Raw genomic sequence first — 26,291 nt, forward strand, 5'->3', positions numbered from 1 at the left:
TGTCAATAGCTTCGTAGTATTCACAAAGCTGTAACACTGTAACATTCGATTAAAGGAACAATTATGAATAAAGTATTTAAGCTCGGTGCTATCATACTTCCCTTGTTACTTATTCAAGGCTGTAGTAGTGATGACGATAACAACGCCCCAGTAACTGTAGACCCACAACCTGCCGTCTCAGTCTTTGACGCCGCACAGGACTCTGAAGAGTTCACCACTCTTGTTGCAGCACTAGAAGCAACCGGTCTAGATGAAACCCTTGATGATTTGACTACCAGCTATACTGTATTTGCCCCTACCGATGATGCATTCGCATTATTAGGCGAAGAGACCATTAATAGCTTATTAGCTGATACAGACACCCTAAGTTCTATTTTAACTTACCATGTGATCGCTGGCAGAGTAGACGCGCAAACAGCTATTGGCTTAGCGGGCAGCACTGTAGAGACTGTTAACGGGCAAAACATTGCTTTATCTTTAAATGGTGAGAATTTATTAGTAAATACCAGCACAGTAACAATGACCGACATTGTGACCGACAACGGAATCATTCATGTTATTGACGCGGTGCTCACACCAAAAACAGTGCCAGAAACAGCACCAACTAATAATATTATTGAAACAGCTCAGCAAGCTGGTAACTTTAGTACGTTACTTGCGGCTCTTGACGCTGCATCCCTTACTTCAGCACTAGCGGACGAATCATCAGAATTTACCGTATTTGCCCCTACGGATGCTGCTTTCGAGTCAATAGGTAGCAACTTTTTAAACAGCTTACTTGCTAATCCCACCGTTTTAGCAGATATTTTGAAGCAGCATGTGCTTGTAGGGTCAGTAGATTCTGTAACTGCAATGTCTCTCAACGGCCAATCAGCAGAAACGCTACTTGGCAATACCCTTCCAGTGGCGATAAACGCACAAACAAACATGCTATCGTTTGGCGGAGCAAACATTGTAGTTAAAGATATTATGGCCAATAACGGTGTCATTCATGTGATCGATTCAGTTATCATTTCTGATGTTACTTTACCTCAAAGTACCAATACAATTGCTGATATAGCGAGCGCTGATGGTAATTTTACGACACTTCTAGCTGCTTTAACGGCAACAGGGTTAGATACACTAGTTGCCGATCCAGATAATACTTTTAGTGTATTTGCACCTACAGACGCTGCATTTGCTGCGCTCGGACAGGATACAATTAATGCGCTACTAGCTGATACAGATACGCTTCGTGATATTTTGCTGTACCATGTTTTTTCTGACGCGACAGTTTTATCAGATGACGCAGTAACCATTGCCAATAGCAACAGCAACAAGATAGAAATGGCCAATGGCGACATGGCTGCTATATCTCATGTAAATAGCTCACTATTTATCAATGACTCAGCAATTTCAGAGGCAAATGTAATCGCTAGTAACGGCGTGATTCATGTATTAAATAAAGTAATTATGCCACCGGCTGAAGTTGGTACCCCGACTAAAACAATTGCTACAGTGGCTACTGAAACACCTGCACTATCTACTTTAGTCACTGCACTACAAGCAGCATCACTAGTAGATACCTTTAACGACACCACTCAATCATTTACGGTATTTGCACCGACAAATGCTGCATTTAGCAAAATCCCTACCGCTGATTTAGAGGCTTTATTGGCTGACACGACTGCATTGACAGGTGTGCTAACTCAACATGTTTTAGGCGCTCAAGTGGGCAGTACTGATACATTTGCAGCCAATGGTAAAACGGTGACCACGCTTGCTGATAACATGCTAAGCGTAAACGTTGTAGACTTTACCAGCACAGCAAACACAGCAACAGATAGCATTGCTTATGATTCAACTAATAATCGTTTAGTAACGGGTATGGCTGATGCTATGCCAGGCAAAACAGTTTATGTGTTCGACAATGATTTAGGCGAGGCAATGAGCACGTGTGAAGCAGCTTGTGCAACAACGTGGCCACCGGTTCTTGGTACTGCAGCATCAATTGAAAATGTACCCGGCTTATCGTTAATTGCTCGCTCAGATGACAGCATGCAAGTCGCCTACCTTGGCCGCCCTTTATATACCTTCTCCGGTGATACGGCAGCAGGTCAGAATAATGGCCAAGCTGTGAACGATATTTGGTGGCAAGTAAGCTTACCAGCTACATCACTACAAGTAGCGGGTAGCAATGTAACAACCACTGATATTTATACCAGTAATGGCGTTGTTCACTTAATTGATACAGTGATCACAACGGCCAAATAAACTAAGTTTTACTGTGAGATAAGTCAGGAGTGATGCTATTTACTCCTGGCTTTTTTATAAAAAATAGGCTTACTTATTAATACCTTGGGAGCTTGTTGGGTAACCAAAGACTACTTTTAACTTTGCTTTTAATCCCTTTGCTCTGTAGGTACTTTTAAAGAGATGCTGCCACTGATGAAAGGTAATTTTAATCGGGTTATTACTGTGTAGTTGGCCAATAATTCCGTATTTACAAGGCTTGCTTTCATCCTCTTCTACATAAGTGCCAAATAACTTATCCCAAACAATTAGTACCCCTGCAAAGTTTTTATCTAAATAACCATTGTTAATAGCATGATGTACCCGATGATGTGATGGGGTATTAAATACGCTTTCAAACCAACCCAGCTTTTTTACCACTTGGGTGTGAACAAAAAATTGATACGCTAAATTAAGGGCAACTACGGCAAAAACAATCACAGGTTCAAAACCAAGTAATATCATTGGCATCCAAAACAGCCACATGCCCGCAAGCGGATACATTAAACTTTGTCTAAAGGCAGTAGTAAAATTCATTCTCGTAGAGCTATGATGTACGACATGCGCTGCCCATAACCAATGTATATGGTGTGATGCACGATGAAACCAATAATATAAAAAATCTTGCAGTACAAAGGCACCTAATATGGTCAGTACCGTCAATTCAATATCAAATAACCGAAACTGATACAGCCAGTAAAAAAACGGCATTAGTACTATTAATGCAATAGCATCAGCACCTTGATGTAATAAAGCCAATAATGCATTGGCTAAACTGTCTTTTATATCGTAGTGACGCCTAAATTTAATAAACTCGATAGCAACAAACAGCAAAAAAATAGGGCTCAGTGCGAGTAAAATAATTTCAATGCTCATACAACACGCTCCTGAAAATAACGGGCTATTTTTTTAAGTGCTTGGCTAATATCTTTTTTTATAAAAAAAGCCAGTATAAAATCGGGTAACCAAAAAGGTGCAATGCAACTAATATGGTAATTAACCTCAGTGAGCGATGGCTCTTCATTAATGGTATTTAAGTAAATATCACCACGATGCTGCGCAACGGGCTTGCTACCTATAATACGGTAACTAATATGACTGTTATCTGCAGCTATTATTTGCTCTTTAAAGGTAGTGCCTTGCATTTTTATTTCTCTAATCGTGCCTTTTCCGCCACTTATTTCACCCGGCTCTTGTGGTGCAAGTAGTGTAAAGTGAGCATTAAAAAATCGTCCTAAATCAGCATGCGCTAATAATACGCTGCGTATTTGCTCCGGCGTTGCTGCCACAGCTCGCTTAACCTTTATTTCTACCATGACCTTCACCCTATTATTTTTATCGATCACTAGCATATAAAAATATGCCGTGGCAAACTTGCGATTAGACGACTATTTTTTAGCTTTAGGCGACAAATGAAAACCTTAGCCGATCATTATTTTTGTAGCTGTTTGGATTATCTTGAAGCCCAAGGCTTAGCTAGCCAAGTGGCTTTAAGCGCTATTGATTTTAACGAGTATACCAATAAAAAGTCACAACAAATGGCGCCACGTATCAGCTTAAAAAGCTATAATGCGCTGCTTGGCTATGCACAACAGGCGTTAAACGATCCCTTATTTGGCTTTGAATTAGGAAAACAAATACGCACCGCTGATTTTGGTGTATTGGGGTATTTAATTGAATCGAGTACTAATTTAGCCAGCGCTATTACTGCACTACTTAATTACGACAGCCTAGTGGCTAATATTGGTCGCGCCAAGTTTGAGCAACAAAAAACACGGTGTAAAGTAACTTGGGTAGCCGATCCACAATGTAGTTCACAGGCTGTTTTACGAAATATGACCGCTTGGGTCAGCGTGGTACGCCAACTACTTAATCCTGAGCTTTCACCTAGCTGTGTGTATTTTTCAACACACTTTTCAAACACCGAACAACACAGATTAACTAATTGGTTTAATTGCCCAGTAAAAGCTGGCGCTAGCTTTAATCAAATCGAGTTTCCAAGTAATTACTTAACCCTGCCCTTTAAAACCGATAATAGCCAAATCAACGCAATGCTTAAGCAAATGTCAGAGCAACAGCTATCCCAGTTTAAAAGTCAGCAGTTATTATCAGAAAAAATTAATCATATTTTAATGGCAAAACACGACTTACAAGATTGCTCTTTGCTCAGGACAGCTGCGGCCTTAAATATGACGCCACGCACACTACAGCGCTATCTAAAAAAAGAGCAAACCACGTTTGCCGCGCTGCTTGAAGCAGAGCAAAAACGACGCTTATTAACTTATATTCACCACTATTCACTAAATAAAATCGCTTTTATGCTGGGATTTAACGATCAAAGTTCTTTTAATCGTGCCTTTAAACGCTGGCATCATTGCTCGCCTCGCCAATTTATAAAAAACAACAAGTAAACAATCTGCTTACTTAAAATATACATTTATCATGTACCTTATTAATGTTTTTCTTTACACTAGCGTTATAGTATTGCTTTAAAGACAATTATTTATGCTTTTGCGTATGATGTTAACTGTTTTTGTTTTGGTTTTTTATAGTGCGTTCTGCAACGCCACCCCTGTTACCTTTATCGCTGAAGATTTACCGCCTTATCATTTTAAAAACCCTCAAGGTGAAACACAGGGCGCGTTAGTTGATATCGCTAAAGCAGTATTAAAAGGCACCGCTTTAACCGCAAAGTTTGAAATAATGCCGATGGCGCGCATGTTTCAACAGCAACAAGCCAATCCTAATGCCATTATGCTGTCACTGCTAAAAACACCAAACAGGCATCATCAATTTAAGTGGCTGGGTAAAGTTTACTTTGCAGACGCATATCTAGTTAGCTTACTCAGCCATAAAGATGAAGTGATTCATTTAAACTTCGCTAAAGAATACAAAGTAGCCACTATTCGCGGCTACTCTGCACAAGCTTATTTAGAAACTAAAGGCTTTACTGAAAATGAAAACCTAGTATTAGTCAGTTATTATCAACAGCTCTGGAAAATGCTATATAAAAATCGTATCGACTTTGTTGTAACCAATACGCTCACACTTGAAAACGAGTTAAAGCGCACCGGGCTCGACCCTAATTTAATTTCAAAACGCATCCACTTAGATGAGTTACCCTCTTCTTTGCACTTTGCAGCCAGTAATCAGCTTGACTCACACACAGCAAAAATTATTAGCGATAGGTTAAATGCCATCAAGGAAAGTGGTGAATATCAGCAAATTTTAAATAAATGGCAACTCCCTATGCCAAAAAACCTTTAATACTCAGCGGGCAAGGTATTCTGTGCTAGATAATTTTTTAATGAGATAAACAAAGGTGCGGGCAAGTCATTAATATCGCACCAACGCCACTGTAAACATTTGTGAGGCTCTTTATTTATAACCTCTCCGCCTTCATAGTCTGCTTGCACATATAAGGTAATATAATGTTTGTTCTCTGCGCTAAAAATATCGTTGGTAAAATCGAGTTTACGAATATTAGTGACATTGAGCCCAGTCTCTTCTACTACTTCACGCGCAGCGCATTGCTCAACAGTTTCACCAAATTCTAAATGCCCTCCAGGGGTTGCCCACGTATTTGCGCCATGTGCGCCTATCCGTTCACCGAGTAAAATTTTATTATCATGCATTACTATTACTGCAACGCCTACTCTGACCATTTGATTCATTCTTATATCCATTTACTCTCATTAATTACTGATTCATTTTACATTAGTTGGAACTTTTTAGTTCTATACAATCATCACGTTGGCCAAAAACTAAAAGCATCGCTTACTATTCAACCGACCATAGTCGAATATCACTGCTGATAAAAAGCGCTTAGTTTTAAATTACGTTAGATTATATTTTCCTTAGGAGCCTTTATGTCAGGTGAATACAAACAACATTACAACGAGTTTAAACAAGACCCGGCAGCGTTTTGGTTATCACAAAGTAAGCGACTACCTTGGTACAAGGCTCCAGAAACCGCATACACACAAGATCAAGAAGGACTACACCACTGGTATGCAGACGGCGAACTTAACAGCTGCTTTTTAGCCGTAGATCAACATGTAATCGCTGGGCATGGTAATGAAACAGCGTTAATTTATGATTCACCGGTTACCAATAGCAAACGCAGTTATAGCTATTTACAACTACAGCAAGAGGTCGCTAAATTTGCAGGGGTAATGCAGTCTTTAGGAGTGATTAAAGGCGACCGCGTAGTGATTTACATGCCCATGATCCCCGAAGCCGTAATTGGTATGTTGGCATGTGCCCGAATTGGCGCTATTCATTCTGTTGTGTTTGGCGGTTTTGCAGCGCATGAATTAGCGGTACGGATTGATGACGCCAAGCCCAAATTGGTACTCACTGCCTCTTGCGGTGTAGAAGTAAATACCATAATTGAATACAAAGACTTGCTCGATAGCGCGCTTGAAGCTGCTAGCTATAAAGTTGAAAACTGCATTATTTATCAGCGTGAGCAAGCCACCGCACCGCTTATGCCCGAACGTGATATTGACTGGGCTGTTGCACTGCAAACAGCCACACCGGTTGATCCCGTTGCGGTCAGTGGCGATCATCCACTTTATATTTTATACACCTCTGGCACAACAGGGACACCTAAAGGTGTGGTGCGTGAAAATGGCGGCCATGCGGTTGCTATGCATTACAGCATGGAAACCGTCTACGGCATGAAACCCGGTGACGTATTTTGGGCCGCCTCTGATATTGGCTGGGTAGTGGGTCATTCGTATATTGTGTATGCGCCACTTATGTATCGATGCGCAACTATTTTATTTGAAGGAAAACCGGTTAGAACCCCCGATGCCAGTGCTTTTTGGCGCGTAGTAGAAGAATACAAAGTGAATGCCCTATTTAGTGCCCCCACTGCGTTTCGCGCGATTAAAAAAGAGGACCCCAATGCCGATGGCTTTAAACAATACGATACCTCTAGTCTCAAACGATTATTTTTAGCCGGAGAGCGTTTAGACTCACCTACCTACGATTGGCTCAAAGAAAAAACAGGTTTACCGGTGCTTGATCATTGGTGGCAAACAGAAACGGGCTGGGCAATTGCGTGTAACCCTGTTGGCATTGAACACCTGCCAACAAAAGCAGGAAGCTCAACAGTTGCAACACCTGGATTTGATGTAAGAGTTTTAGATATGAATGGGGATGAATGTGCTCCGAATGAACAAGGCGCGGTTGTTATAAAGCTGCCTTTACCGCCGGGCTGTTTACCAACAATTTGGCAAAATACGGCTCGTTTTAAAGCTGGTTATATGGCTGAATATGAGGGCTACTATTTATCTGGTGATGGCGGTTATATTGATGACGATGGCTACCTCTTTATTATGGGTCGCACCGATGATGTGATTAATGTCGCAGGGCACCGTCTATCCACCGGTGAAATGGAAGAAATTGTTGCAGCGCACCCAGCTGTGGCTGAATGTGCAGTATTTGGTATTAGTGATGCGTTAAAAGGGCAAAACCCCATGGCGATGGTGGTGCTAAAAAATGATTTTCATGGCTCACATAAAGAGGTAGAACAGCAATTGGTGCAAACCGTGCGTAATCAAATTGGCGCTATTGCATGCCTTAAAAATATTATGTGTGTAGAGCGGTTACCCAAAACTCGATCTGGCAAGATTTTACGTAAAAATCTGCGGCAGTTAATTGATGGTGAAGAACTGCAAATTCCATCAACCATAGATGATCCAAGTATTTTTGAAGAACTCAGCCAGCAACTCGAGCTTGGTAAACTGTAACTACATAATGTAAAAAGTCTTAAATAGACTTTTTACATTGCAGCTGCTTAACTAACAATCAGTAATTAATAATAGCGTCCTTATGGAGTATTAATGACAGGAACACGCGCACAGCTGCGAGATTTTTTACTGCAATGGTTTGGCGATTATTTTCCGGGAAGCCCATTTTTATGGTACGACCTGATGGCATTGGCTTGGATTGCGCTATTTGCATTAATATTACACCTCATTTTAAGGCTGGTTTCTCAGCGTTTAGTTAAAAACCGCTTTAGCGAACAAGCTGCGCAACCCGATAGCAAAAGTCCTTTATATTCAGCAAAAAAGCTCGCTCGTAATATCTCATTTGTTTTACAAGGAGCGGTCGTTGTTATTCAGGCGCAACTGTGGGTACCCGAAGGCACCACGTTTTTGTATTTGATTAAAATGATCACCGATCAATGGATCATTTTATTTACCTTACTTTCGCTATTTTCTTTACTGGATATATTTCAAGCAATTTCCGATAAACGCCCCTTAAGCGCTCACTTTCCGCTGCGCGGCTTTTTGCAAACAATTAAGCTTATTGCCAGTGTATTAACTGCCATTTTAGCCGTTTCATTGTTAATGAATAAATCACCGTTAATTTTACTAAGCGGTTTAGGCGCTCTGTCTGCGGTATTATTACTGGTATTTAAAGACGCTATTTTAGGCCTAGTAGCGGGTATTCAGCTCTCTGCCAATAATATGCTAGCGGTAGGTGATTGGTTAGAAATGCCTAAGTACGGCGCCGATGGTGATGTTATTGATATTGCGCTAACCACGGTTAAAGTAAGAAATTGGGATAAAACCATTACCACCATTCCTACTTATGCCTTGATCTCCGACTCATTTAAAAATTGGCGCGGTATGTCAGACTCTGGTGGACGCCGGATAAAACGCAGCATTCACCTTGAAATGAGTAGTGTGCACTTTTTAGACGAAGCCGCAGTTGTTGCCCTTAAAAAAGCCGATTTACTAAGTGAGTACCTTGAAAGTACGCTATTGGTTATTGAGGAGCAAAACATCACTAAAAAAGTAGATATGAGCTGCACTTTAAATGGCCGCAGGCTAACTAATGTGGGTACATTTCGTCACTATTTGGTCGCGCTATTAAAACAGCACCCACATATTCATCAAGGTATGACCTTAATGGTAAGGCAATTAGCGCCAACAACCCAAGGTTTACCCATTGAGATTTATGCATTCACCAATACCACTAATTGGGGTGAATATGAAAATATTCAGTCAGATATATTTGATCATATATTAGCGGTTTTACCCGCCTTTTCGTTACGTGCCCATGAAGCACCAACAGGAAGCGATATTCGCCAACTAATTAACCTGAACTCTGGTTAAGAGATTTACTAACATATTGAATCAAAATGATATTTATGTTTATTTTCTCTAGCCAGAGATTTTCAGTGAAAACAAGGCGAAATTACGCGTCAATAGCTAGTCTATTGCAAGTAAATTCAACGCAGTTAGCGCTCAAAATAGCTGCTTGAGATAATAAATCTAGCTCACGCAGAGTCAGTCTAAATACGCTGTAATTGCGCAATAAGCCACTGATGAATATCGCTGTTATTTGAACGAGGATGCCAGGCTGCAATCACCTTAAATGGCGGCGGTAATACTTCAATCTCCAATTGCTTTACCTTACTATTTGGCAATAACCGTGATGGGTAAAACGCAATTAAATCGGTGGTATTGAGTAAATCAGGCACTGATGAAAACCCAGGTACTGACATGACAATATTTCGTTTGTAGCCTTTATCTGCAAACCAGCGATCGTGCGATCCACGTAAGTTTGCTCTAGATGCCGACACCACCAACTGCGGCCGACTCGCAACCTCAGATAAGCTCAAAGGCTGTGAAGATGAGGGCGCATGTGCGCCTGCAATACAAATATGCTGTTCTTCAAATAGGGTATCGTAAACTAAATTATCAGGAATAAATTCAACAAAGCTAATCAGTAAATCAAGCTCCCCTGCGCTGATAAGCTGGTTAACGTTATCGGATGCGAAGTCTCGAACAATCAACTTTAAACCTGGCGCTTCACGGCGAGTAATTGCTAATAACTGAGGTAAAAGTGCAGCAATCGCATAGTCCGTAGCACTTATAGTAAAAACGCCTTGATAACTCTGCGGGGAAAACTGTGACGGCACTAATAATGCGTCTAGTTGACTCAGAATTTGATTAATTGATAGTTCAAGCGCCAGCGCTTTTGGCGTTGGCAGCATCGTATTGCCTTGACGAATAAACAGCCTGTCATCAAATAAATCGCGTAATTTTCGCAGCTGCTCACTAATAGCTTGCTGAGTTAGCCCCATTTTTTGTGCAACATGCGATACATTTTTTAATTTAAGCAAAGCGCTTAAAACTCGCAACTGCTTTATATCCAGCCGACCTATACCATTCATAATTGTATCTAAAACAAAAAAGTGTTGTTTCAAATTGTAGCTTTAAATCCCTATGCTCACCAGCATTGTTATAAGCGCTCAGCAGCATAGTTAATTTAAAAGGTATTAAAATGAGTCAACCGAGTAAAAATATCGACAGTTTGTTTTCATCCATTAGTTTAGGGCCATATACCCTGAAAAATCGTATTGTTATGCCGCCACTTACCCGCTCACGCAGTACAGTACCTGGCAATATCCCCAACGAAGTAATGGCCACCTATTATGCGCAACGTGCAAGTGCTGGCTTTATGGTTACCGAGGGCACTCAAATTGAACCCAGAGGACAAGGATACGCTTGGACACCCGGTATTCACTCTGCAGAACAAATCGATGGCTGGAGAAAAGTGACTAATGCCGTGCATGCAGAAGGGGGAGTTATTTTTGCCCAGCTTTGGCATGTAGGCCGTGTATCGCATACTAGCCTACAACCAAATGAAGCCAAACCTGTTGCTCCCTCAGCAATAGCAGCTGATAGTGTGAAAGTGTTTATAGAAACAGGGCCAGCTCAAGGCGCTTTAGCCGATCCAAGTGAACCGCAAGCTTTAACAACAAATGAAGTCAAAGAGCTTGTTGGCATGTATGCACAAGCTGCCCGTAATGCGCTAGAGGCTGGATTTGATGGTGTGGAACTGCATTGTGCTAATGGCTACTTAGTAAACCAATTTATTTCTGAGCATAGTAACCAACGTGAAGATGAATACGGTGGTTCACTGACTAATCGCTTACGCTTTTTAAAAGAGATTGTTGCTGCCGTTAGTGATGTAGTTGGCGCTGAGCGTTTAGGAGTTAGATTTGCGCCGCTATTTAGCAGTACTGATGAAACCCGTGTTTATTTAGGATTAGTAGAATCAGACCCTCAACATACTTATATTGAAGCCATTAAAGTACTTGAGCAAGCGGGTATTGCTTATCTTTCAATTGCTGAAGCCGATTGGGACAATGCCCCTGATTTGCCAGAGCAATTTTACCAAGCGGCACGCGCAGAATTTTCTGGACGTATTATTTACGCAGGTAAATACACAGTTGATAAATCTGTGGCAATGCTAGCTAAAGGTTATGGAGATTTATTTGCTTTTGGTCGCCCTTTTATTGCCAATCCTGATTTACCAGCGCGTATTAAACATAATTGGCCATTAAATGAAGCCGATGCTACTACTATGTATGGTGGCACTGAGCAAGGCTACAGTGATTATCCTCGCTACAAAAACGATTAGCAAAATGGCCATGGATGGCCTCTAAAATTGCTAAAAGCGCGATAATCCACTCTATCTAAATCTCCCAAATAAGTCTTATCACTGTTTTTACCTTATTGAAAATATCATACATTTGGTTAAAAAATGTCGATAAAAGTCATTTAAATTAGTTTTAAAGTATTGTTTTTAAATAATTAACAAGCATTAAAGTAGTAATATTTCTCAATATGAATACAATAAGCCTTTATTTTTTAGACATCGGTCTTTGGAGCATGGGTTGTTAAAATTAGCAGGAGTTAAATCAACTTCTTTGAGCCTTTTAGGGCTATGTGGCTTATTTTTATTATTAGTTCAGTTTCAAGCTCAATGGCAAAGTAAGCTCTCTCTTATTAATAATCTTGTTTATCCATTACTGATTATTACTGCTGTATTTGCTACTCAGTTTAATCGAAGTCGAGTCGCATTACTTTGCGCATTTTGGGTGCTTTATTTATCTTCATTAGACTACGCTTTACCTTGGTCTGACTGGCTTAAAGCGCAACCTGACTGGACCTTATTATGCGCTGCAAGTTTATTAATGCTATTGGCAATTATAAAAGATAGAGCGCTCTTATCAATACACACAGTAACTCGCAGTTTACTCGTTTTTGTCTGTGGCGGTACTGCATTTGCTTGGTTAGCACTGAGCCAACACTTGCAAGAACTAACAATACAATCTTCTTTTTATACTCAGCTGCTTCCTTATTTACCCATTGTTTTACCGCTTTCAATAATTGGCGGCTTGCTTATTTGGCAAAGCTTAAGAGCCCATAACCTGACTCAAACCGCCTTATTAATTACTTTTATTGTGTGGTGCCTTAATCAGCAACACATTATTGATTTTCCTTGGTCTGTAATAGCCGTGCTTATGGCTTCTTTGTATTTATTGGCAGTAAGTACAGACTCTTATTATTTAGCCTATAGAGACGATTTAACCAGCTTACCAACGCGGCGAGCACTTAATCAGCTTGCTTTATCATTAGGGCGAAAATACACCGTTGCTATGCTCGACATTGATCACTTTAAAAAATTCAACGATACCTATGGCCACGATATTGGCGACCAAGTGTTAAAGCTAGTGGCGGCTAAAATGACTGGCATTAAAGGGGGTGGCAAAATTTACCGTTATGGTGGAGAAGAATTTACGGTGGTGTTCCCGCGTAAAACAGCCGAGCAGTCAATCCCTGAACTAGAAACACTGCGCGAAAATATTGCCACCTACGACATGGTGATCAGAAACCCAAAACGCACCGATAAAAAATCTCGCAAAGGTAAACAGCCAAGCGACCACAAAACGGTAAACGTGACGGTTTCTATTGGTGTAGCGCAAAGAGCGGCAAAACAAAGCTTTGATGAGGCATTAAAAAATGCCGATTTAGCCCTTTATAGAGCTAAGAAAAAAGGCAGAAATAACGTTAGCGAGTAATCCTTTTAACGTGGCACGCTAACTTAATAATAGCGTGCCCAAAGGCAACTAAATTTAACTACAACTTATTGCTTTTCCAAAACCGCTTTTAAATTATTTAATGCCGATACAGAAAAACCACGGTCGTAAAAGTAAATAATTTTGCCACTCTCATCAAGCAGTATTACACGACTGTTATTAGGGTTTTCGTTGCCAGTAAATGCCTGAACTTTATCGCCATCTTTGTAAATTGTGATCACCCCACCCCACAACTCTTTTGGGATCCCCTTACGCATGCCGCTATCAATTAAGGTACTAAACATACGAGGAACCATGCCCTGAATGGTTGGTAACTCATAGGCAGTCACATCAACTGCAGTCATATCTAAACCAATAAGCCAACGATCAATATCAAACTGGCTATCTTGTTTATAACCAATTAATAGCAACGTATGTGGGTTGTTAAAGTCATCAGGAATAGTGAATGACTGTTGCTCTAAGCTTTCTCCTGTAACAGTGGGAAATTGCTTACCAAGCAGCGCTTGATTTGGATACTGGGTTGAACATCCGCTAACCACTAAAACCATCACCAGCGTCATTATTGCCTTTAACATACCTTTACTCCCTATTTTTAAATAAATCTAAAGTGAACACGTTAACTAAATAATTAGTACAAGACTTACGCTTTAAACCAGACTTACGATCCATAGTAACTCCCATAAATTAAATAAAAATACAAGCATATGAATAGGCTTGTTCGATAAAATGTTTATTCGTTATACTTTAATATTATTACTATATTCATTTTAATTCTATCCCATAGCGAAAGCGTATTTTGTTAACACCTTACAAAGCGTTAAAGTGCCGCGCTAATTCACAGCTATAAAAGAGGGTACCATGTCGCTTGCTGTATTATTAATGTTGGCATTATTTGTCGGTTTGCTGTTTGCTATTTATCTTGTTTCGCAAAAAAGCAGCTCTTTATCTCGTACCGTTTTATTTGGTTTAGTGCTTGGTAGTGCCTTTGGTTTAGCCCTACAGTTTTTATTTGCCAACTCACCAGAAACCATTAAAGAAATACTCAGCTGGGTCAGCATAGTAGGTAAAGGCTATGTCGGGTTACTAAAAATGATCATTATGCCACTGGTATTAGTCTTTATGATTGCCGCAGTGGTTAAGCTTGAGAACCAAGGCTCGCTAGGAAAAATATCCTTTATTAGTATTTCTGTTTTACTGTTTACTACTGCAATTGCAGCGTTAATTGGTATTGCGGTAACGTATGGATTTGACTTGAGCATTGAAGGACTTGTTTCGGGTACTCGTGAAGCCGCTAGAATGGACACCCTACAAAACAAAGCCGCGAATGTAGCCGACCTAAGTGTGCCGCAAATGCTACTGAGCTTTATTCCTGAAAACCCCTTTGCGGATTTAAGTAATCAACGTTCAACCTCTATTATTGCCACAGTTATATTTGGTGTACTTGTTGGTATAGCTGCACGTAAAGTAATGCTTGAAAAAACAGAACTTGCTAGCCCAATTCGTAACGGTGTAAACGCCCTACAAGCAACAATAATGAGCTTAGTTCGTATGGTAATTGCACTAACGCCTTATGGTGTGGCAGGCCTAATGGCAAGTGTTGTGGCAAACTCTAGTAGTAACGATATTTTAAATTTACTCGCCTTTATTGTGGCTTCTTACGTGGCTATTTTATTAATGTTTGTTGTGCATGGTTTACTGCTTAGCTTAGTCGGCGTTAATCCAAAACATTACTTTGAAAAAATTTGGCCTGTGCTTACCTTTGCCTTTAGCTCACGTAGCTCAGCGGCATCGATTCCTATGAATGTTGACGTGCAAATTAACCAGTTAAAAGTGCCACCTGCAATTGCTAATTTATCGGCTTCTTTTGGAGCTACCATAGGTCAAAACGGCTGTGCCGGTATTTACCCTGCTATGCTTGCAATGATGGTTGCGCCAAGCGTGGGGATTGACCCACTTACATTTGAGTTTATTTTACCGCTAATTGGTATTGTGGTTATTAGCTCGTTTGGTATTGCAGGTGTTGGCGGCGGTGCTACCTTCGCAGCGTTGGTTGTATTACCGACCATGGGACTACCTATAGAGGTAGTGGCTTTACTTATTTCTATTGAACCATTGATAGACATGGCGCGCACTGCACTCAATGTATCGGGTGCTATGACCTCAGGTGTGATCACCAGTAAATTAATGAAAACTCAATAACACTGACTTTAATTTAATAGCCCAGCCTACGCTGGGCTTTTTTATGTCTGCCGCTTTCAAAGTTCTTTAGTGATTCGTTTATTTAATTAATTAACTTCAATAAATCATTTTTATAGATTGCATCAATCGCTTTATTTCGCACACAGTTTTTAGCCCCTTTACTATACTATTCCCATCGCTCAGTCATTCAGGCTTGTTTAACAACTTGAATGAAGTATCAACCTACTGTTTTTAAATGAGTAGACCCTATTTTTAATACGCTTTGTATATAACGAGATTCGTTAACTTTAAGGAAGCTGACAATGAAAAACCGATCATTTACAAAAAAAGCGCTTGTTGGATTTATAAGTGTGGCACTTATGTCTGGCTCTGCTTTTAGTCAAGAAAAACCACAAATGTCTAAGCCACAAGGTGCTGTAGGCATGGGTGAGGCAAAAATGGGGGCAACCAGAACCAACCAATTTTGGTGGCCAGATCAACTTAACCTATCTCCTCTTCGCGATCATGATCTACGTTCAAACCCTTACGGTAGTGACTTTAATTATGCAGAGGCATTTAACAGCCTAGATTTAGACACTGTAAAAAGTGATATCGACGCTCTACTAACTCAATCTCAAGATTGGTGGCCAGCAGATTTTGGTAACTATGGCCCATTTTTTATTCGTATGACCTGGCACAGTGCAGGTACCTATCGTACGCTTGATGGCCGTGGTGGTGCTGGCGGTGGTCAACAACGTTTTGAGCCGCTTAATAGCTGGCCAGATAACGTAAGCTTGGATAAAGCGCGCCGTTTACTTTGGCCAATTAAACAGAAATACGGTGAAGCCCTTTCATGGTCAGACTTAATCGTATTAGCCGGTAATGTTGCCTTAGAAAACATGGGGTTTGAAACCTATGGTTTTGCTGGTGGTCGTACTGACGATTGGGAACCAGACATGGTTTACTGGGGTCCTGAAGTAGAAATGCTTGCCAGCGACCGTGAAGATGCCAGCGGCAAACTAGAACGCCCGCTAGGTGCAACTCACATGGGTTTAATTTATGTAAACCCAGAAGGGCCTAAAGGGGTTCCTGATCCTATTGGTTCAGCTAAGAACATTCGCGTTGCGTTTTCTCGCATGGCGATGAACGATGAAGAAACCCTAGCACTTATCGCCGGTGGTCACACCTTTGGTAAAATGCATGGTGCGCACAAACCTAAAGACTGTGTGGGTGCAGAGCCTGCTGCAGCAGGTATTGAAGAGCAAGGTTTAGGCTGGAAAAATAAATGTGGTAAAGGTCACTCTGAAGATACCGTATCTAGTGGTTTAGAAGGCGCATGGACACAAGCACCTACTCGCTGGTCATCATTATACTTAAGCAACCTACTTAACTTTGAGTGGAAACAAACTCGCAGTCCTGCTGGCGCTATTCAGTGGATCCCAACAGATGAATCATTACATAAGTCAGTACCTGATGCGCACGTTAAGGGTAAATTTAACCCACCGGTAATGACCACTGCCGATTTAGCGTTAAAATTTGATCCTGAATATCGCAAAATTGCTGAACGCTTTTTAAATGACCCTAAAGAGTATCAACTAGCCTTTGCTAAAGCATGGTACAAATTAACTCATAGAGATATGGGACCACCACGTAACTTTTTAGGTAAAGAAGTACCAAAAGAAGACTTAATTTGGCAAGACCCTATTTCAGCAGAGACTAAATCAAACATTGATGCTGGTGCAGTAAAAGAGCTGAAAACTGCTATTTTAGACTCGAACCTAAGTGTACCTGAGTTAGTACGTGTGGCATGGGCATCGGCCGCTAGTTACCGTGATTCAGATATGCGCGGCGGAGCCAATGGCGCACGTATTGCGCTAGCACCACAAAAAGATTGGGCAGTAAATAATCCAGCAGAAACCGCAAAAGTACTTAAAGTATTAAAAGCGATTCAAGCTGACTTTAACGACAGCTTATTTAGTAAAAGCCAGGTATCGCTTGCTGATTTAATTGTGCTTGGTGGTAATGCAGCGATTGAAAAAGCAGCCAAAGATGCAGGCTACTCAGTAGACGTTCCGTTTAATGCTGGCCGTGGTGATGCTACACAAGCACAAACTGACGTTAATGCATTTAGCTTATTAGAGTTGCCTGCCGATGGTTTTAGAAACTATTTTGATGCAGAGAAAAGCTATAAATCACCAACTGAAATGCTGATTGATAAAGCGGATCAGCTTGACCTAACAGTTCCTGAAATGACTGTATTAGTTGGTGGCTTACGCTCACTTGATGCAAACTACAAAGGCACTGACTACGGCGTATTTACTGATAAGCCAGGTACACTAAATAACGATTTCTTCGTTAACTTATTAGATATGTCGACGGTATGGAAAAAATCGTCTGATGCTGGTATTTATCAAGGCTTTGATCGTCAGTCGGGTGAGCAAAAGTACACTGCTACTTCGGTTGATCTGATTTTTGGTTCAAATTCAGAACTACGTGCAGTTGCTGAGGTGTATGCCTTTGATACATCAAAACAAAAGTTTGTAGAAGACTTTGTTGCGGCATGGACTAAAGTAATGAATTTAGACCGTTAATAACCATTAAGTAATACAACCACAGCGCTGCAATTAATTGCAGCGCTTTTTTATTGTAAAGCTACTTTAAAGCAAGTACTCGATCACGTAAGTCATCGGCACTCACATTTTCAGACGCAACTGGCTCACCAATCGCTACGCTTACCAACGACCATTTGGGTCTAGGTAGTCGCCATTTAGTTTTTCGACTAAACATACTGCCCCATAATCCATCTAAATGAACAGGGATAACAGGCACAGGCGTGCGCTGAATTATTTTTTCAATGCCACGGCGAAATACATCAACCTCGCCATCACCGCTGAGCTTTCCTTCAGGAAAAATACCCACCAGCTCACCACGTTCCAGTGCTTGCGCAATGTCATCAAAAGCTTTATTAAACGCCTTAGGATTTGATTTTTGACTATCGATTGGAATGGCTTTGGCCATTTTAAATAACCAATTAAGTGCCGGTGAATAGTAAATAGGAGCAAATACAACAAACCGAATAGGCCTAGGTGACGCCGCTAAAATAAACATCCAATCAACAAAGCTAACATGATTACTTACCACCACCGCAGCTCCTTCATCGGGAATATTGAGCTGGCCTTTAGTGCGCACACGATACATACAAATCGCTAAAATATAGATAATAAAACGTAAGAAAAACTCCGGTACTTTGGTGTATATGTACAGCGATATTAGTAAATTAAGCCCTGCTAATAACAACAGTAATTGTGAAATATCCCAGTGTAATAGCGTTAAAGTAACAATACTTAAAACGGCGCTGCCAACCATAAACAATGCATTTAACACATTGTTAGCTGCAATTACTCGTGAACGGCTATCGGGGTGAGTACGCTGCTGAATGAGTGCATACAAAGGTACCGTATAAAACCCTGCGGCAATACCAATTCCTGCCATCCAAACAAAATGCCAGAGCATATCGCCGGTATTAATCACTTGTTCAAGAGTAAGCTGCAACTCACTCACTTGGTGATAAAATTCAATACCAGGCTCTTGGCTTAGTAAATATAAAAATAAGGTAATTAATAGTGCACCAAAAGGCACAATACCTAACTCAATACGTGAGCGCGATAGCTTTTCACACAATAAAGACCCCAATGCAATACTCAACGAAAACACCACTAAAGCAGCTGTCACCACCAACTCATCACCTCCCATTACATGTTTTACGTAATTAGGGAGCGCCGTTAGTATCACCGCACCAATAAGCCAAAACCAACTGATCCCTAATACTGACTTACCCACCGACTCGGTTTGTGCGTTAAGCGCATTAAAAACACTTTTGGTTGAAGTAATAGGGTTAATCGATACTTTTAAGTTAGCATTATTGGCTGCACTTTTAGGAATAAATCGACTGCTTAAAAAGCCAATAACTGCAAGGCTTACTATTGCGATACTGATATAAATAGGGCCCGCTGTTTGGGTTATATAATAGGTGCCAAATACGGTGCCCAATAAAATAGCGACAAAAGTGCCCGACTCCACCAGTCCATTCGCTTTAGTTAGCTCATTTGGGGCCACATGCTGCGGTAAAATAGAGTACTTAAGCGGCCCAAAAAAAGTGCTTTGTAAACCCATTAAAAATACAGTACCTAACATTAACCAAACCTGCTCGGTTAAAATCGATACTACACCCACCAGCATAATAGGAATTTCGCAAAACTTTACCATGCTGATCAGTTTTGATTTTTCCAACTTTTCTGCAATTTGCCCAGCCATGCCTGAAAATAGAAAAAACGGTAAAATAAATAATCCTGCCGCCAGATTAGAATAAAAGGCACCATCAGCTACCGTAGCAGCCTGAAAAATTAAAATAAGCAGGATTGATTGCTTATAAACATTGTCATTTAAAGCAGAGAAAAACTGCGTCACAAACAGAGGTAAAAACCGTTTACTACCCAGTAAAGCTCCTTGAAATTGTTGTTTATTTTCCTTCATTACGGTCTCTTAAAATTAGCTTCAGGGCTTAGATTACCACTGTGGAAAAGAAATACGAACCCACTTTTTAAGTACATGCTCAAACATATATTTAAATAAACAAAATAGCTAACCCAACAAAAATGACTAACAAATGAACAAAGCGACTAAATCTTGCGTATAAGCGTTTATGAGTTGTAAATAGAACATCTATGTTCTAAACCTAAAAGGTGACTAAAAAAGGAGCATCTTTATGCCAACTACAAACACAATAGATAAAGACACTAAATTCGCACGTTGTTTAGAGTGCAACAAAGTAAATACATTTGCCGCTTTTCACTGGCTTTCGTTAGCGTTTAAAGATATGGCGCGCGCGCCCATGTTAAGTTTAATTTACGGTTTAATCTTCACGCTTATTCCGGTAGCGATTGTTTACTCTGTTGTACTTACCGACAGCCACTTAGCTATTTTACCTGCAACCGTTGCTTTTGCTTTAATCGGTCCGGTATTCGCCGTTGGCCTATACGATGTAGCCTGGGAACTTGAAAAAGGCCACAAACCTACATTAAGCCATTCATTAAAATCAATGTTTCGTAACCCCGTAGGTGAATGGGGTTTTGCGGTATTACTCATGGTGATTATGATTATTTGGATGCGCCTAGCTGCAATTGTGCATGCATTATATCCAAACCATGTAAACCCCACCTTTGAAGAACTTTCTGCGTTTTTAACTATAGGCAGTATTATCGGCGGAATTTTGTTGGTCAGTGTGTTTTCAATCTCAGCATTTACCCCGCAAATTATGATGGAAAGACGTGTTGATATAATGACCGCAGTCGTTTCTTCAATCCACGCAGTCAAAGAAAACTTTGCAGCCATGGTTGTGTGGTCAATTTGTATATTCGTACTGGTAGCGCTGGGCTTTGCTGCAGGTGCCGCTGGATTCATTATTATTATGCCACTACTTAGTTACGCTAGTTGGCATGGATACATCGCAGTTATCAAAACTAAAACACCACGTGGCTATGAATAACACTTACCAGTAGTTTTAAGCACTTAATTAAATGCTTTTTGGCATTTAATTAAGTGTTGCCTCTTCTCCCTCAGTTTATAAAATACGTAAAAACCTTGATCTGAATAAGGTGCAAAGCTTAAAAATAACGCTAATATATGCTGATACACTGCAGATAATATAAAGGAATAAACATGAGTCAAAACGTTACAGACTTAATGACAGCTAACCCATTTTCGGTAAACATAAAAAGCACTTTGCATGACGCACACAATTTAATGAAAGAAAAAAACGTTCGTCATATTCCTGTTATTGACGAAGACGGCGCATTTGTCGGTATGCTTACCCAAAAAATAATGGTCGCCAAAGTTATGGGGATCATGGCAACGTTTGGTGCTAATGCATTACAACGCAAAGAAAAACTCACAAAAGTAGAAGATATTATGGTGAGTGATTTTATCAGTGTAACGCCAGAGCAGCCGCTATCAGATGTCGTTAAATTTTTTGTAGATAATCGCCACGGTTGCATGCCCGTTGTGAGCGAGCAAGGTCAGCTAGTAGGTATTTTAACGTCTTCTGATTTTGTGCGTTTAGCTGCAGCACTGCTCTCGTAAATCCCTTATTTAATAAAAACTGCATTTGGCTTCACTAAGTGCAGTTTTTATTCGCTTAAAAGATATATAAAATTAACAGCATAGATAGCTAAGTCACTAACAGCCTGCTATGGTAAACCCCCTGCTTTTAATGGTTATTACAAGGTAAGTTTTCATATGGCTAATCAATTAAATGTACTAGGAACTCGCTTACAACTTTGCTGTGGCAACGGTGGCTATACCCGAGAGGGATTTTGCTATGTACCAGATTCAGACTTTGGCAATCATAGTGTATGCGCCATTATGACCGACGAATTTTTGCAGTTTTCCAAGGCGCAAGGTAACGATTTAATTAGCCCTAATCCTTTGTATGATTTTGCTGGTTTAAAAGCTGGCGATAAGTGGTGTTTATGTGCGATTCGTTGGTATCATGCCATTGCTGCGAGCGTTGCTCCTCCTGTGGTACTTGAAGCGACAAACCAAAAAGCGCTCGACATTATTCCGCTTGAAGTATTAAAAGCACATCAATATTAAAAAACGCTATAGCGATTAAACCCTGAACTCTACTTTTCTTTTTGCCTAAATACCTTAGGCAAAAAGAGCCTTTAAAGTACTCCATTTTTAAATGTATTTTTTGCAGAATTTACAAAAAAAGTGCATGTTTTTCATACCCCTTTAAGCTAAATACTCCTTAAAGCTTTATTAAAAAAAATAAATCATCAAATTTCAGTAACTTACAATAAAAAATCTAACGGCATGCTCATTGCTTCTATTAGAACAGACGTGTTCGTTATCGCAATTAAAACACTCACTTGAGTTAAGCGAACACTATTTTGAAATAGTAGGAGGCATAATGAGTAACAGTAATAATGCAAACAAAGTCGCTGAATTTACCGCTCCCGGTGTAGAAAATGAATCAGCAAGTAAAGCAATATCTGTTCTAGAAGATCGCATGGTAGCGCTAATTGATTTACAGCTAACTTTAAAACATATTCATTGGAATGTAGTAGGTCCAAACTTTATTGGCGTACATGAAATGCTAGACCCACAAGTTGAAACCGTGCGTGAAATGACCGACACCATAGCAGAACGTATTGCCACTTTAGGCGGCGTGCCTGTTGGTACACCAAAATCAATTGTTGATCGTCGTACATGGGAAGATTACGCTATAGGCAAAGGTTTAGTAACTGAACACCTAGCTGCATTAGATAAAGTATATAACGGCGTTAACGGTGATCATCGTAAAGCTATTGAGTCACTCGGTGAGCTTGATCCGGTATCTGAAGATATGATCATTGCGCAACTTGCAGAGCTTGAGCAATACCAATGGTTTGTTCGCGCCCACATAGAGTCATCTACAGGCCAATTGAACAGTTAATATTTATGGTAAACGTTCAGTTTACGAAGCCCAGCAAGTTGCTGGGCTTTTTCATGCTTGTGATGTTTCATTCCATCATTAATTATCATTCAACTCTTTAGTTATTCTCCTTGAGCATATATGCACAACAATTAGGCTATTCGCCACTCTTTGACTACACTCAAATTAGGCTATTTCTTAAAAGAAGCATTTGTTGACGCAAATGAGTTTGCGTTAGTAATGCGTAAAATTAATTTGAGAATACAGGAGCTCTAATGAAATACACTCTACTAATCGTGTGTTTAATTGCACTTACAGGCTGTGATAAAGGAGTTGATTCTCCACGAGGTTTTAGCTTGCCAGAGGGGAATGCAGAACAAGGTAAAGCCGTGTTTTTAAAATATAAGTGCTTGGCATGTCACACCCTTGCAGGCGTTGAAGATAGCAGCGTAACAAAACATGACGATATTTCTATTAAGCTAGGAGGTAATAAAACCAAAATAATTTCTTATGCTGAGCTGGTCACGTCAGTGATCAACCCCTCACATCGGTTTTCTAGGCCTTATAGACCCGACGCCAGAAATGAAGATGGCAGCTCAAAAATGACGGTATTTAACGATACCATGACCGTATCTGAACTCACCGACTTAGTCACTTTTTTACAACCAAACTATAAACTTATTCCGTACCACAGAACTAATTACCAACTTTACTCTCACTACAAGTAAATATTGATAGCAAAAAAAACCGTTGCTAAACAACGGTTTTTTATGCGTTATATCTACTCGGCATTAACCATTTCTTCAAACTTCATACCGGTCAGCTTGGTCAGCACTTTAATCACATAAATAAAAATTCCAATCAGCATTATCATAGATGGAATCGCGATCACTGGATAACTCAATAGCGTCATTTCACCAAGTTGCTCGTTAAATTCCACGCTACCTGCTGGGCTAGTAACAATCCATTTAGCTAAGAGGTAATTCATCGTTGATGAAAACACAAAGGTCAGCGCTAATAAGTAATTAGCATTAGTAATCTTTTGTTTAAAGTTTTGCGTATTGCCGCGCTCATCAAGGGCATCGTAAATAGTGTCTAACTTAAATAAAAGTGAGTTTAATAAGAGCTTGGCTAGCAAGGGTTTACCAAAAAAGCCCGACATCAGCACGGTAAAACCAATGATTGCTGGTATAGCCGCTTCTTTAATTGCTAACCACTCAACATTAAGCTCAAACAGCGCAATACCACCGGTAAGCAAAGTACTTAAAAAGCCCAAAAGTGAAATAAAATTTAATGAGCCCGCTTTTATAAAATCATAAATACCGTAACTAATAGGGAATATAAGCGCCACAATTAAGCCAATCACGCTGCCTAAATATTCAGGCCCTGAAAATTTCATTAAAATGACTGAAGGTATGATGATATTAAATACGATTTCGATAAGCGGATTATTCTTTTTACGCTTATTTATAGCTTGATTATCACTGGTCATTTTTAATTCCAAAAAAATATTACTGCTGCCATTAGGGTCTGTTGACCTTTGCGGATTAAAATTTGTTCAAACTAGGGGCTGTTTAATCGCGGCGCGAGGTTTGTAACCTAGTGGGCTAAGTAAAAACCGAGCAACAAAGAGTAAATCGCCCCTAGGCAGAACCCTTCGGGCAGCGCCTGTTTGGCATTGATGCTGCGTTATCGCCTATTTATGGGGAATAACCACACCACATATGCGCTGCCTTGCCTAAATACCAAACAGACTGCTGCAAATTTAACCTTAAAAGGTCAACAGACCCTAACTTCCTCTCTAAAGAGTAAGTAATGCTTAAAATTATCTTTAAGCATAATACCTGCAATACACTCGCTATTCTAGCATTGCACTCACCCGCCCGATTTTTAGGTCGCTATTTTATCCAAAGCTATTTTTATTAATAAATAATTTATCGGACACTCTATATTCTTACGTTACGTGATCATTATTACAGAACACATTTTTTACAGCTTGGAAAACCTTCATGCTTGCTCTAGTATCTAGTTGTCTTAGCTCAATAATTTGCATTTAAATGAAATCATTTCCATCACTATATTTTGCCAATTTATTTTTAATTATTGGTACCGGCTTACTTACAACCTATTTAGCCCTGTATTTAGGTAAACAAGGCACGTCTACGTTTTGGATAGGCCTAATGACCTCGTGTTATTACCTTGGCTTATTACTGGGTTCAAAGCTTGGTTACCATTTAATTAAATCGGTGGGTCACATCAGAACATTTGCCGCTAGTACCGCTGCAGTGACAGCCTGTGTGGCCGCACACGGAGTAAGCGACAATCTATATATTTGGTTAGGCCTTAGGCTTTTTGTTGGCTTAGGGATGATGTGTAATTACATGGTGCTAGAAAGCTGGCTAAACGAACAATCAGCGCCTGAGTCTCGCGGGCGAGTCTTCTCTTTTTATATGATCACCTCTTACTTAGGGATGATTTTAGGCCAACTAGCGCTCGCACAATTTCCTGAGCTAGGGTATGCACCGCTATTTTTAGTCTGCATGGCGTTGGCTATCGGTATTATTCCAATTTCTATCACTCGTAGAATTCACCCAAAACCGTTAAAGCCGATAAAAATGAGCCTGTTTGATTACGCTAAAAAAGTGCCACAGTCGCTTACTGCGGTGCACTTTGCAGGCATTATCAATGGTAGTTTTTATGGCCTAGCGCCTATATTTGCTAAGCTATCTGGCTTTGGTGCCGCAGAAATTGCTATTTTTATGTCAGTGACTATTTTTGCTGGTTTGCTAGCCCAGTGGCCAATGGGGATGCTCTCTGATCGCATTCGTCGTAGCGTATTAATTCGAACTAATGCAGCAGCTATCGGTGTTGTAAGTTTGGCATTGTTTTTATTGCCTACTTCACAACTAACAGCTTACATACTCACTTTTATCTTTGGTTTATTTGCGTTTACTTTATATCCGCTTTGTTCGGCGCTAGCTAATTCGCGTGTTGAGGACGAAGAGCGCGTAGGCGTATCATCTGCATTATTAGTCGCTTTTGGCGCCGGTGCAGCAATAGGCTCAACACTTAACGCACAGCTGATGACCTACTTTGGTCACCAAGCATTGTATGCGTCAATTTCGCTATTAACCGTGGCTATGTACTTACTACTAACCTTTATTAACTCTAAACAAAAAGTTGAACAGCCAGAACCCAGTGATTATGTGGTCGGTACATCCGATGTTACAAACTCGCCACTGGCCGCTACGATGGATCCGCGCATTGAAGAAACCACCGCGCAAGATCAAATGCTGGTTGTAGATGAAGAAGAAGATGATGAATTTTTTGAGCATCCCCAAGGGGAGCTGTTTAAAGATCTTCACGAAGATGACGTGAAAAATTAAGTTTCCATTCAAAGCATTAATAATGCATAACAAAAAAGGGGAGCCTCCCCTCTTTTTTGTTATTTTTACT

At 40.3% G+C, this 26,291-nt stretch carries 22 protein-coding genes; 15 read left to right on the top strand and 7 right to left on the bottom strand.

Translation table 11 applies throughout. From position 1 onward, the window contains the following. The first annotated feature begins 63 nt into the window (after nt 1-63). Entirely contained in the window at nt 64-2,253 is a 2,190-nt protein-coding gene (locus P3J6_RS17285) for a fasciclin domain-containing protein (protein WP_198523645.1), read from the top strand. A gap of 69 nt (nt 2,254-2,322) precedes the next feature. Here the strand turns inward: P3J6_RS17285 and P3J6_RS17290 are convergent, their stop codons facing one another. Beyond that, complete coding sequence (locus P3J6_RS17290; RefSeq protein WP_198523646.1) at nt 2,323-3,147, bottom strand: sterol desaturase family protein; 825 nt, start codon at nt 3,145-3,147, stop codon at nt 2,323-2,325. After that, nucleotides 3,144-3,587, bottom strand: a complete 444-nt coding sequence (locus P3J6_RS17295; protein WP_198523647.1) for an SRPBCC family protein — start codon at nt 3,585-3,587, stop codon at nt 3,144-3,146. Before P3J6_RS17295 ends, P3J6_RS17290 begins: the two co-directional genes overlap by 4 nt. A gap of 96 nt (nt 3,588-3,683) precedes the next feature. Here P3J6_RS17295 and P3J6_RS17300 point away from each other — a divergent pair, with 96 nt between their 5' ends. Both P3J6_RS17300 and P3J6_RS17305 read left to right on the top strand, forming a co-directional pair. Further along, nucleotides 3,684-4,682: an AraC family transcriptional regulator gene (locus P3J6_RS17300; RefSeq protein ID WP_198523648.1), complete on the top strand. Its 999-nt coding sequence runs from the start codon at nt 3,684-3,686 to the stop codon at nt 4,680-4,682. A 94-nt stretch (nt 4,683-4,776) separates the two neighbouring features. Beyond that, nucleotides 4,777-5,538, top strand: coding sequence for a substrate-binding periplasmic protein (locus tag P3J6_RS17305; RefSeq protein ID WP_198523649.1), 762 nt, complete (start codon nt 4,777-4,779; stop codon nt 5,536-5,538). Here P3J6_RS17305 and P3J6_RS17310 read toward each other — a convergent pair. Further along, the gene (locus P3J6_RS17310; protein ID WP_198523650.1) at nt 5,535-5,945 is read right to left on the bottom strand and encodes a nucleotide triphosphate diphosphatase NUDT15; all 411 of its coding nucleotides are present in this window, start codon (nt 5,943-5,945) and stop codon (nt 5,535-5,537) included. The two genes, P3J6_RS17305 and P3J6_RS17310, sit on opposite strands and share 4 nt — an antisense overlap. Before the next feature lie 195 nt (nt 5,946-6,140). Here P3J6_RS17310 and P3J6_RS17315 point away from each other — a divergent pair, with 195 nt between their 5' ends. Beyond that, entirely contained in the window at nt 6,141-8,030 is a 1,890-nt protein-coding gene (locus P3J6_RS17315; RefSeq protein ID WP_198523651.1) for an AMP-binding protein, read from the top strand. Between the two features lie 93 nt (nt 8,031-8,123). Beyond that, nucleotides 8,124-9,404, top strand: a complete 1,281-nt coding sequence (locus P3J6_RS17320) for a mechanosensitive ion channel family protein (protein WP_198523652.1) — start codon at nt 8,124-8,126, stop codon at nt 9,402-9,404. A 179-nt stretch (nt 9,405-9,583) separates the two neighbouring features. Here the strand turns inward: P3J6_RS17320 and P3J6_RS17325 are convergent, their stop codons facing one another. Next, a complete protein-coding gene (locus P3J6_RS17325) occupies nt 9,584-10,468 on the bottom strand; it encodes a LysR family transcriptional regulator (RefSeq protein ID WP_198523653.1) in 885 nt (294 codons plus the stop codon). Between the two features lie 110 nt (nt 10,469-10,578). On the opposite strand from P3J6_RS17325, the gene P3J6_RS17330 reads away from it, so the two are divergent. Both P3J6_RS17330 and P3J6_RS17335 read left to right on the top strand, forming a co-directional pair. Beyond that, entirely contained in the window at nt 10,579-11,721 is a 1,143-nt protein-coding gene (locus P3J6_RS17330; RefSeq protein ID WP_138608701.1) for an alkene reductase, read from the top strand. Between the two features lie 256 nt (nt 11,722-11,977). Continuing rightward, entirely contained in the window at nt 11,978-13,165 is a 1,188-nt protein-coding gene (locus P3J6_RS17335; protein ID WP_232735520.1) for a GGDEF domain-containing protein, read from the top strand. 65 nt (nt 13,166-13,230) lie between these two features. Here P3J6_RS17335 and P3J6_RS17340 read toward each other — a convergent pair whose 3' ends face one another. Next, entirely contained in the window at nt 13,231-13,758 is a 528-nt protein-coding gene (locus tag P3J6_RS17340; RefSeq protein WP_131691630.1) for a hypothetical protein, read from the bottom strand. A gap of 283 nt (nt 13,759-14,041) precedes the next feature. Here P3J6_RS17340 and P3J6_RS17345 point away from each other — a divergent pair, with 283 nt between their 5' ends. Then, entirely contained in the window at nt 14,042-15,382 is a 1,341-nt protein-coding gene (locus P3J6_RS17345) for an L-cystine transporter (protein ID WP_178956538.1), read from the top strand. Between the two features lie 302 nt (nt 15,383-15,684). Then, nucleotides 15,685-17,952, top strand: a complete 2,268-nt coding sequence (gene katG, locus P3J6_RS17350) for a catalase/peroxidase HPI (protein ID WP_198523655.1) — start codon at nt 15,685-15,687, stop codon at nt 17,950-17,952. A 61-nt stretch (nt 17,953-18,013) separates the two neighbouring features. Here katG and P3J6_RS17355 read toward each other — a convergent pair whose 3' ends face one another. Continuing rightward, the gene (locus P3J6_RS17355) at nt 18,014-19,894 is read right to left on the bottom strand and encodes an MFS transporter (RefSeq protein WP_178956540.1); all 1,881 of its coding nucleotides are present in this window, start codon (nt 19,892-19,894) and stop codon (nt 18,014-18,016) included. A 232-nt stretch (nt 19,895-20,126) separates the two neighbouring features. On the opposite strand from P3J6_RS17355, the gene P3J6_RS17360 reads away from it, so the two are divergent. The 5 genes from P3J6_RS17360 to P3J6_RS17380 all read left to right on the top strand — a co-directional run bounded on the left by P3J6_RS17360 (nt 20,127) and on the right by P3J6_RS17380 (nt 23,563). Beyond that, complete coding sequence (locus P3J6_RS17360) at nt 20,127-20,906, top strand: DUF2189 domain-containing protein (RefSeq protein ID WP_008111401.1); 780 nt, start codon at nt 20,127-20,129, stop codon at nt 20,904-20,906. 173 nt (nt 20,907-21,079) lie between these two features. Further along, nucleotides 21,080-21,499, top strand: a complete 420-nt coding sequence (locus tag P3J6_RS17365) for a CBS domain-containing protein (protein WP_138608710.1) — start codon at nt 21,080-21,082, stop codon at nt 21,497-21,499. A gap of 156 nt (nt 21,500-21,655) precedes the next feature. After that, nucleotides 21,656-22,012: a DUF2237 family protein gene (locus P3J6_RS17370; protein ID WP_178956541.1), complete on the top strand. Its 357-nt coding sequence runs from the start codon at nt 21,656-21,658 to the stop codon at nt 22,010-22,012. A gap of 319 nt (nt 22,013-22,331) precedes the next feature. Beyond that, complete coding sequence (gene dps, locus P3J6_RS17375; RefSeq protein WP_178956542.1) at nt 22,332-22,856, top strand: DNA starvation/stationary phase protection protein Dps; 525 nt, start codon at nt 22,332-22,334, stop codon at nt 22,854-22,856. A 254-nt stretch (nt 22,857-23,110) separates the two neighbouring features. Beyond that, the gene (locus P3J6_RS17380; protein ID WP_138608716.1) at nt 23,111-23,563 is read left to right on the top strand and encodes a c-type cytochrome; all 453 of its coding nucleotides are present in this window, start codon (nt 23,111-23,113) and stop codon (nt 23,561-23,563) included. A gap of 53 nt (nt 23,564-23,616) precedes the next feature. On the opposite strand, the gene P3J6_RS17385 is transcribed toward P3J6_RS17380, so the two are convergent. Continuing rightward, a complete protein-coding gene (locus P3J6_RS17385; protein ID WP_178956543.1) occupies nt 23,617-24,327 on the bottom strand; it encodes a VC0807 family protein in 711 nt (236 codons plus the stop codon). A gap of 565 nt (nt 24,328-24,892) precedes the next feature. On the opposite strand from P3J6_RS17385, the gene P3J6_RS17390 reads away from it, so the two are divergent. After that, nucleotides 24,893-26,221, top strand: a complete 1,329-nt coding sequence (locus P3J6_RS17390) for an MFS transporter (RefSeq protein WP_178956544.1) — start codon at nt 24,893-24,895, stop codon at nt 26,219-26,221. Nucleotides 26,222-26,291: the final 70 nt, after the last annotated feature.

The organism is Pseudoalteromonas sp. 3J6, from assembly GCF_903995135.1.
In the GTDB taxonomy this organism is placed as follows: Bacteria; Pseudomonadota; Gammaproteobacteria; order Enterobacterales; family Alteromonadaceae; genus Pseudoalteromonas.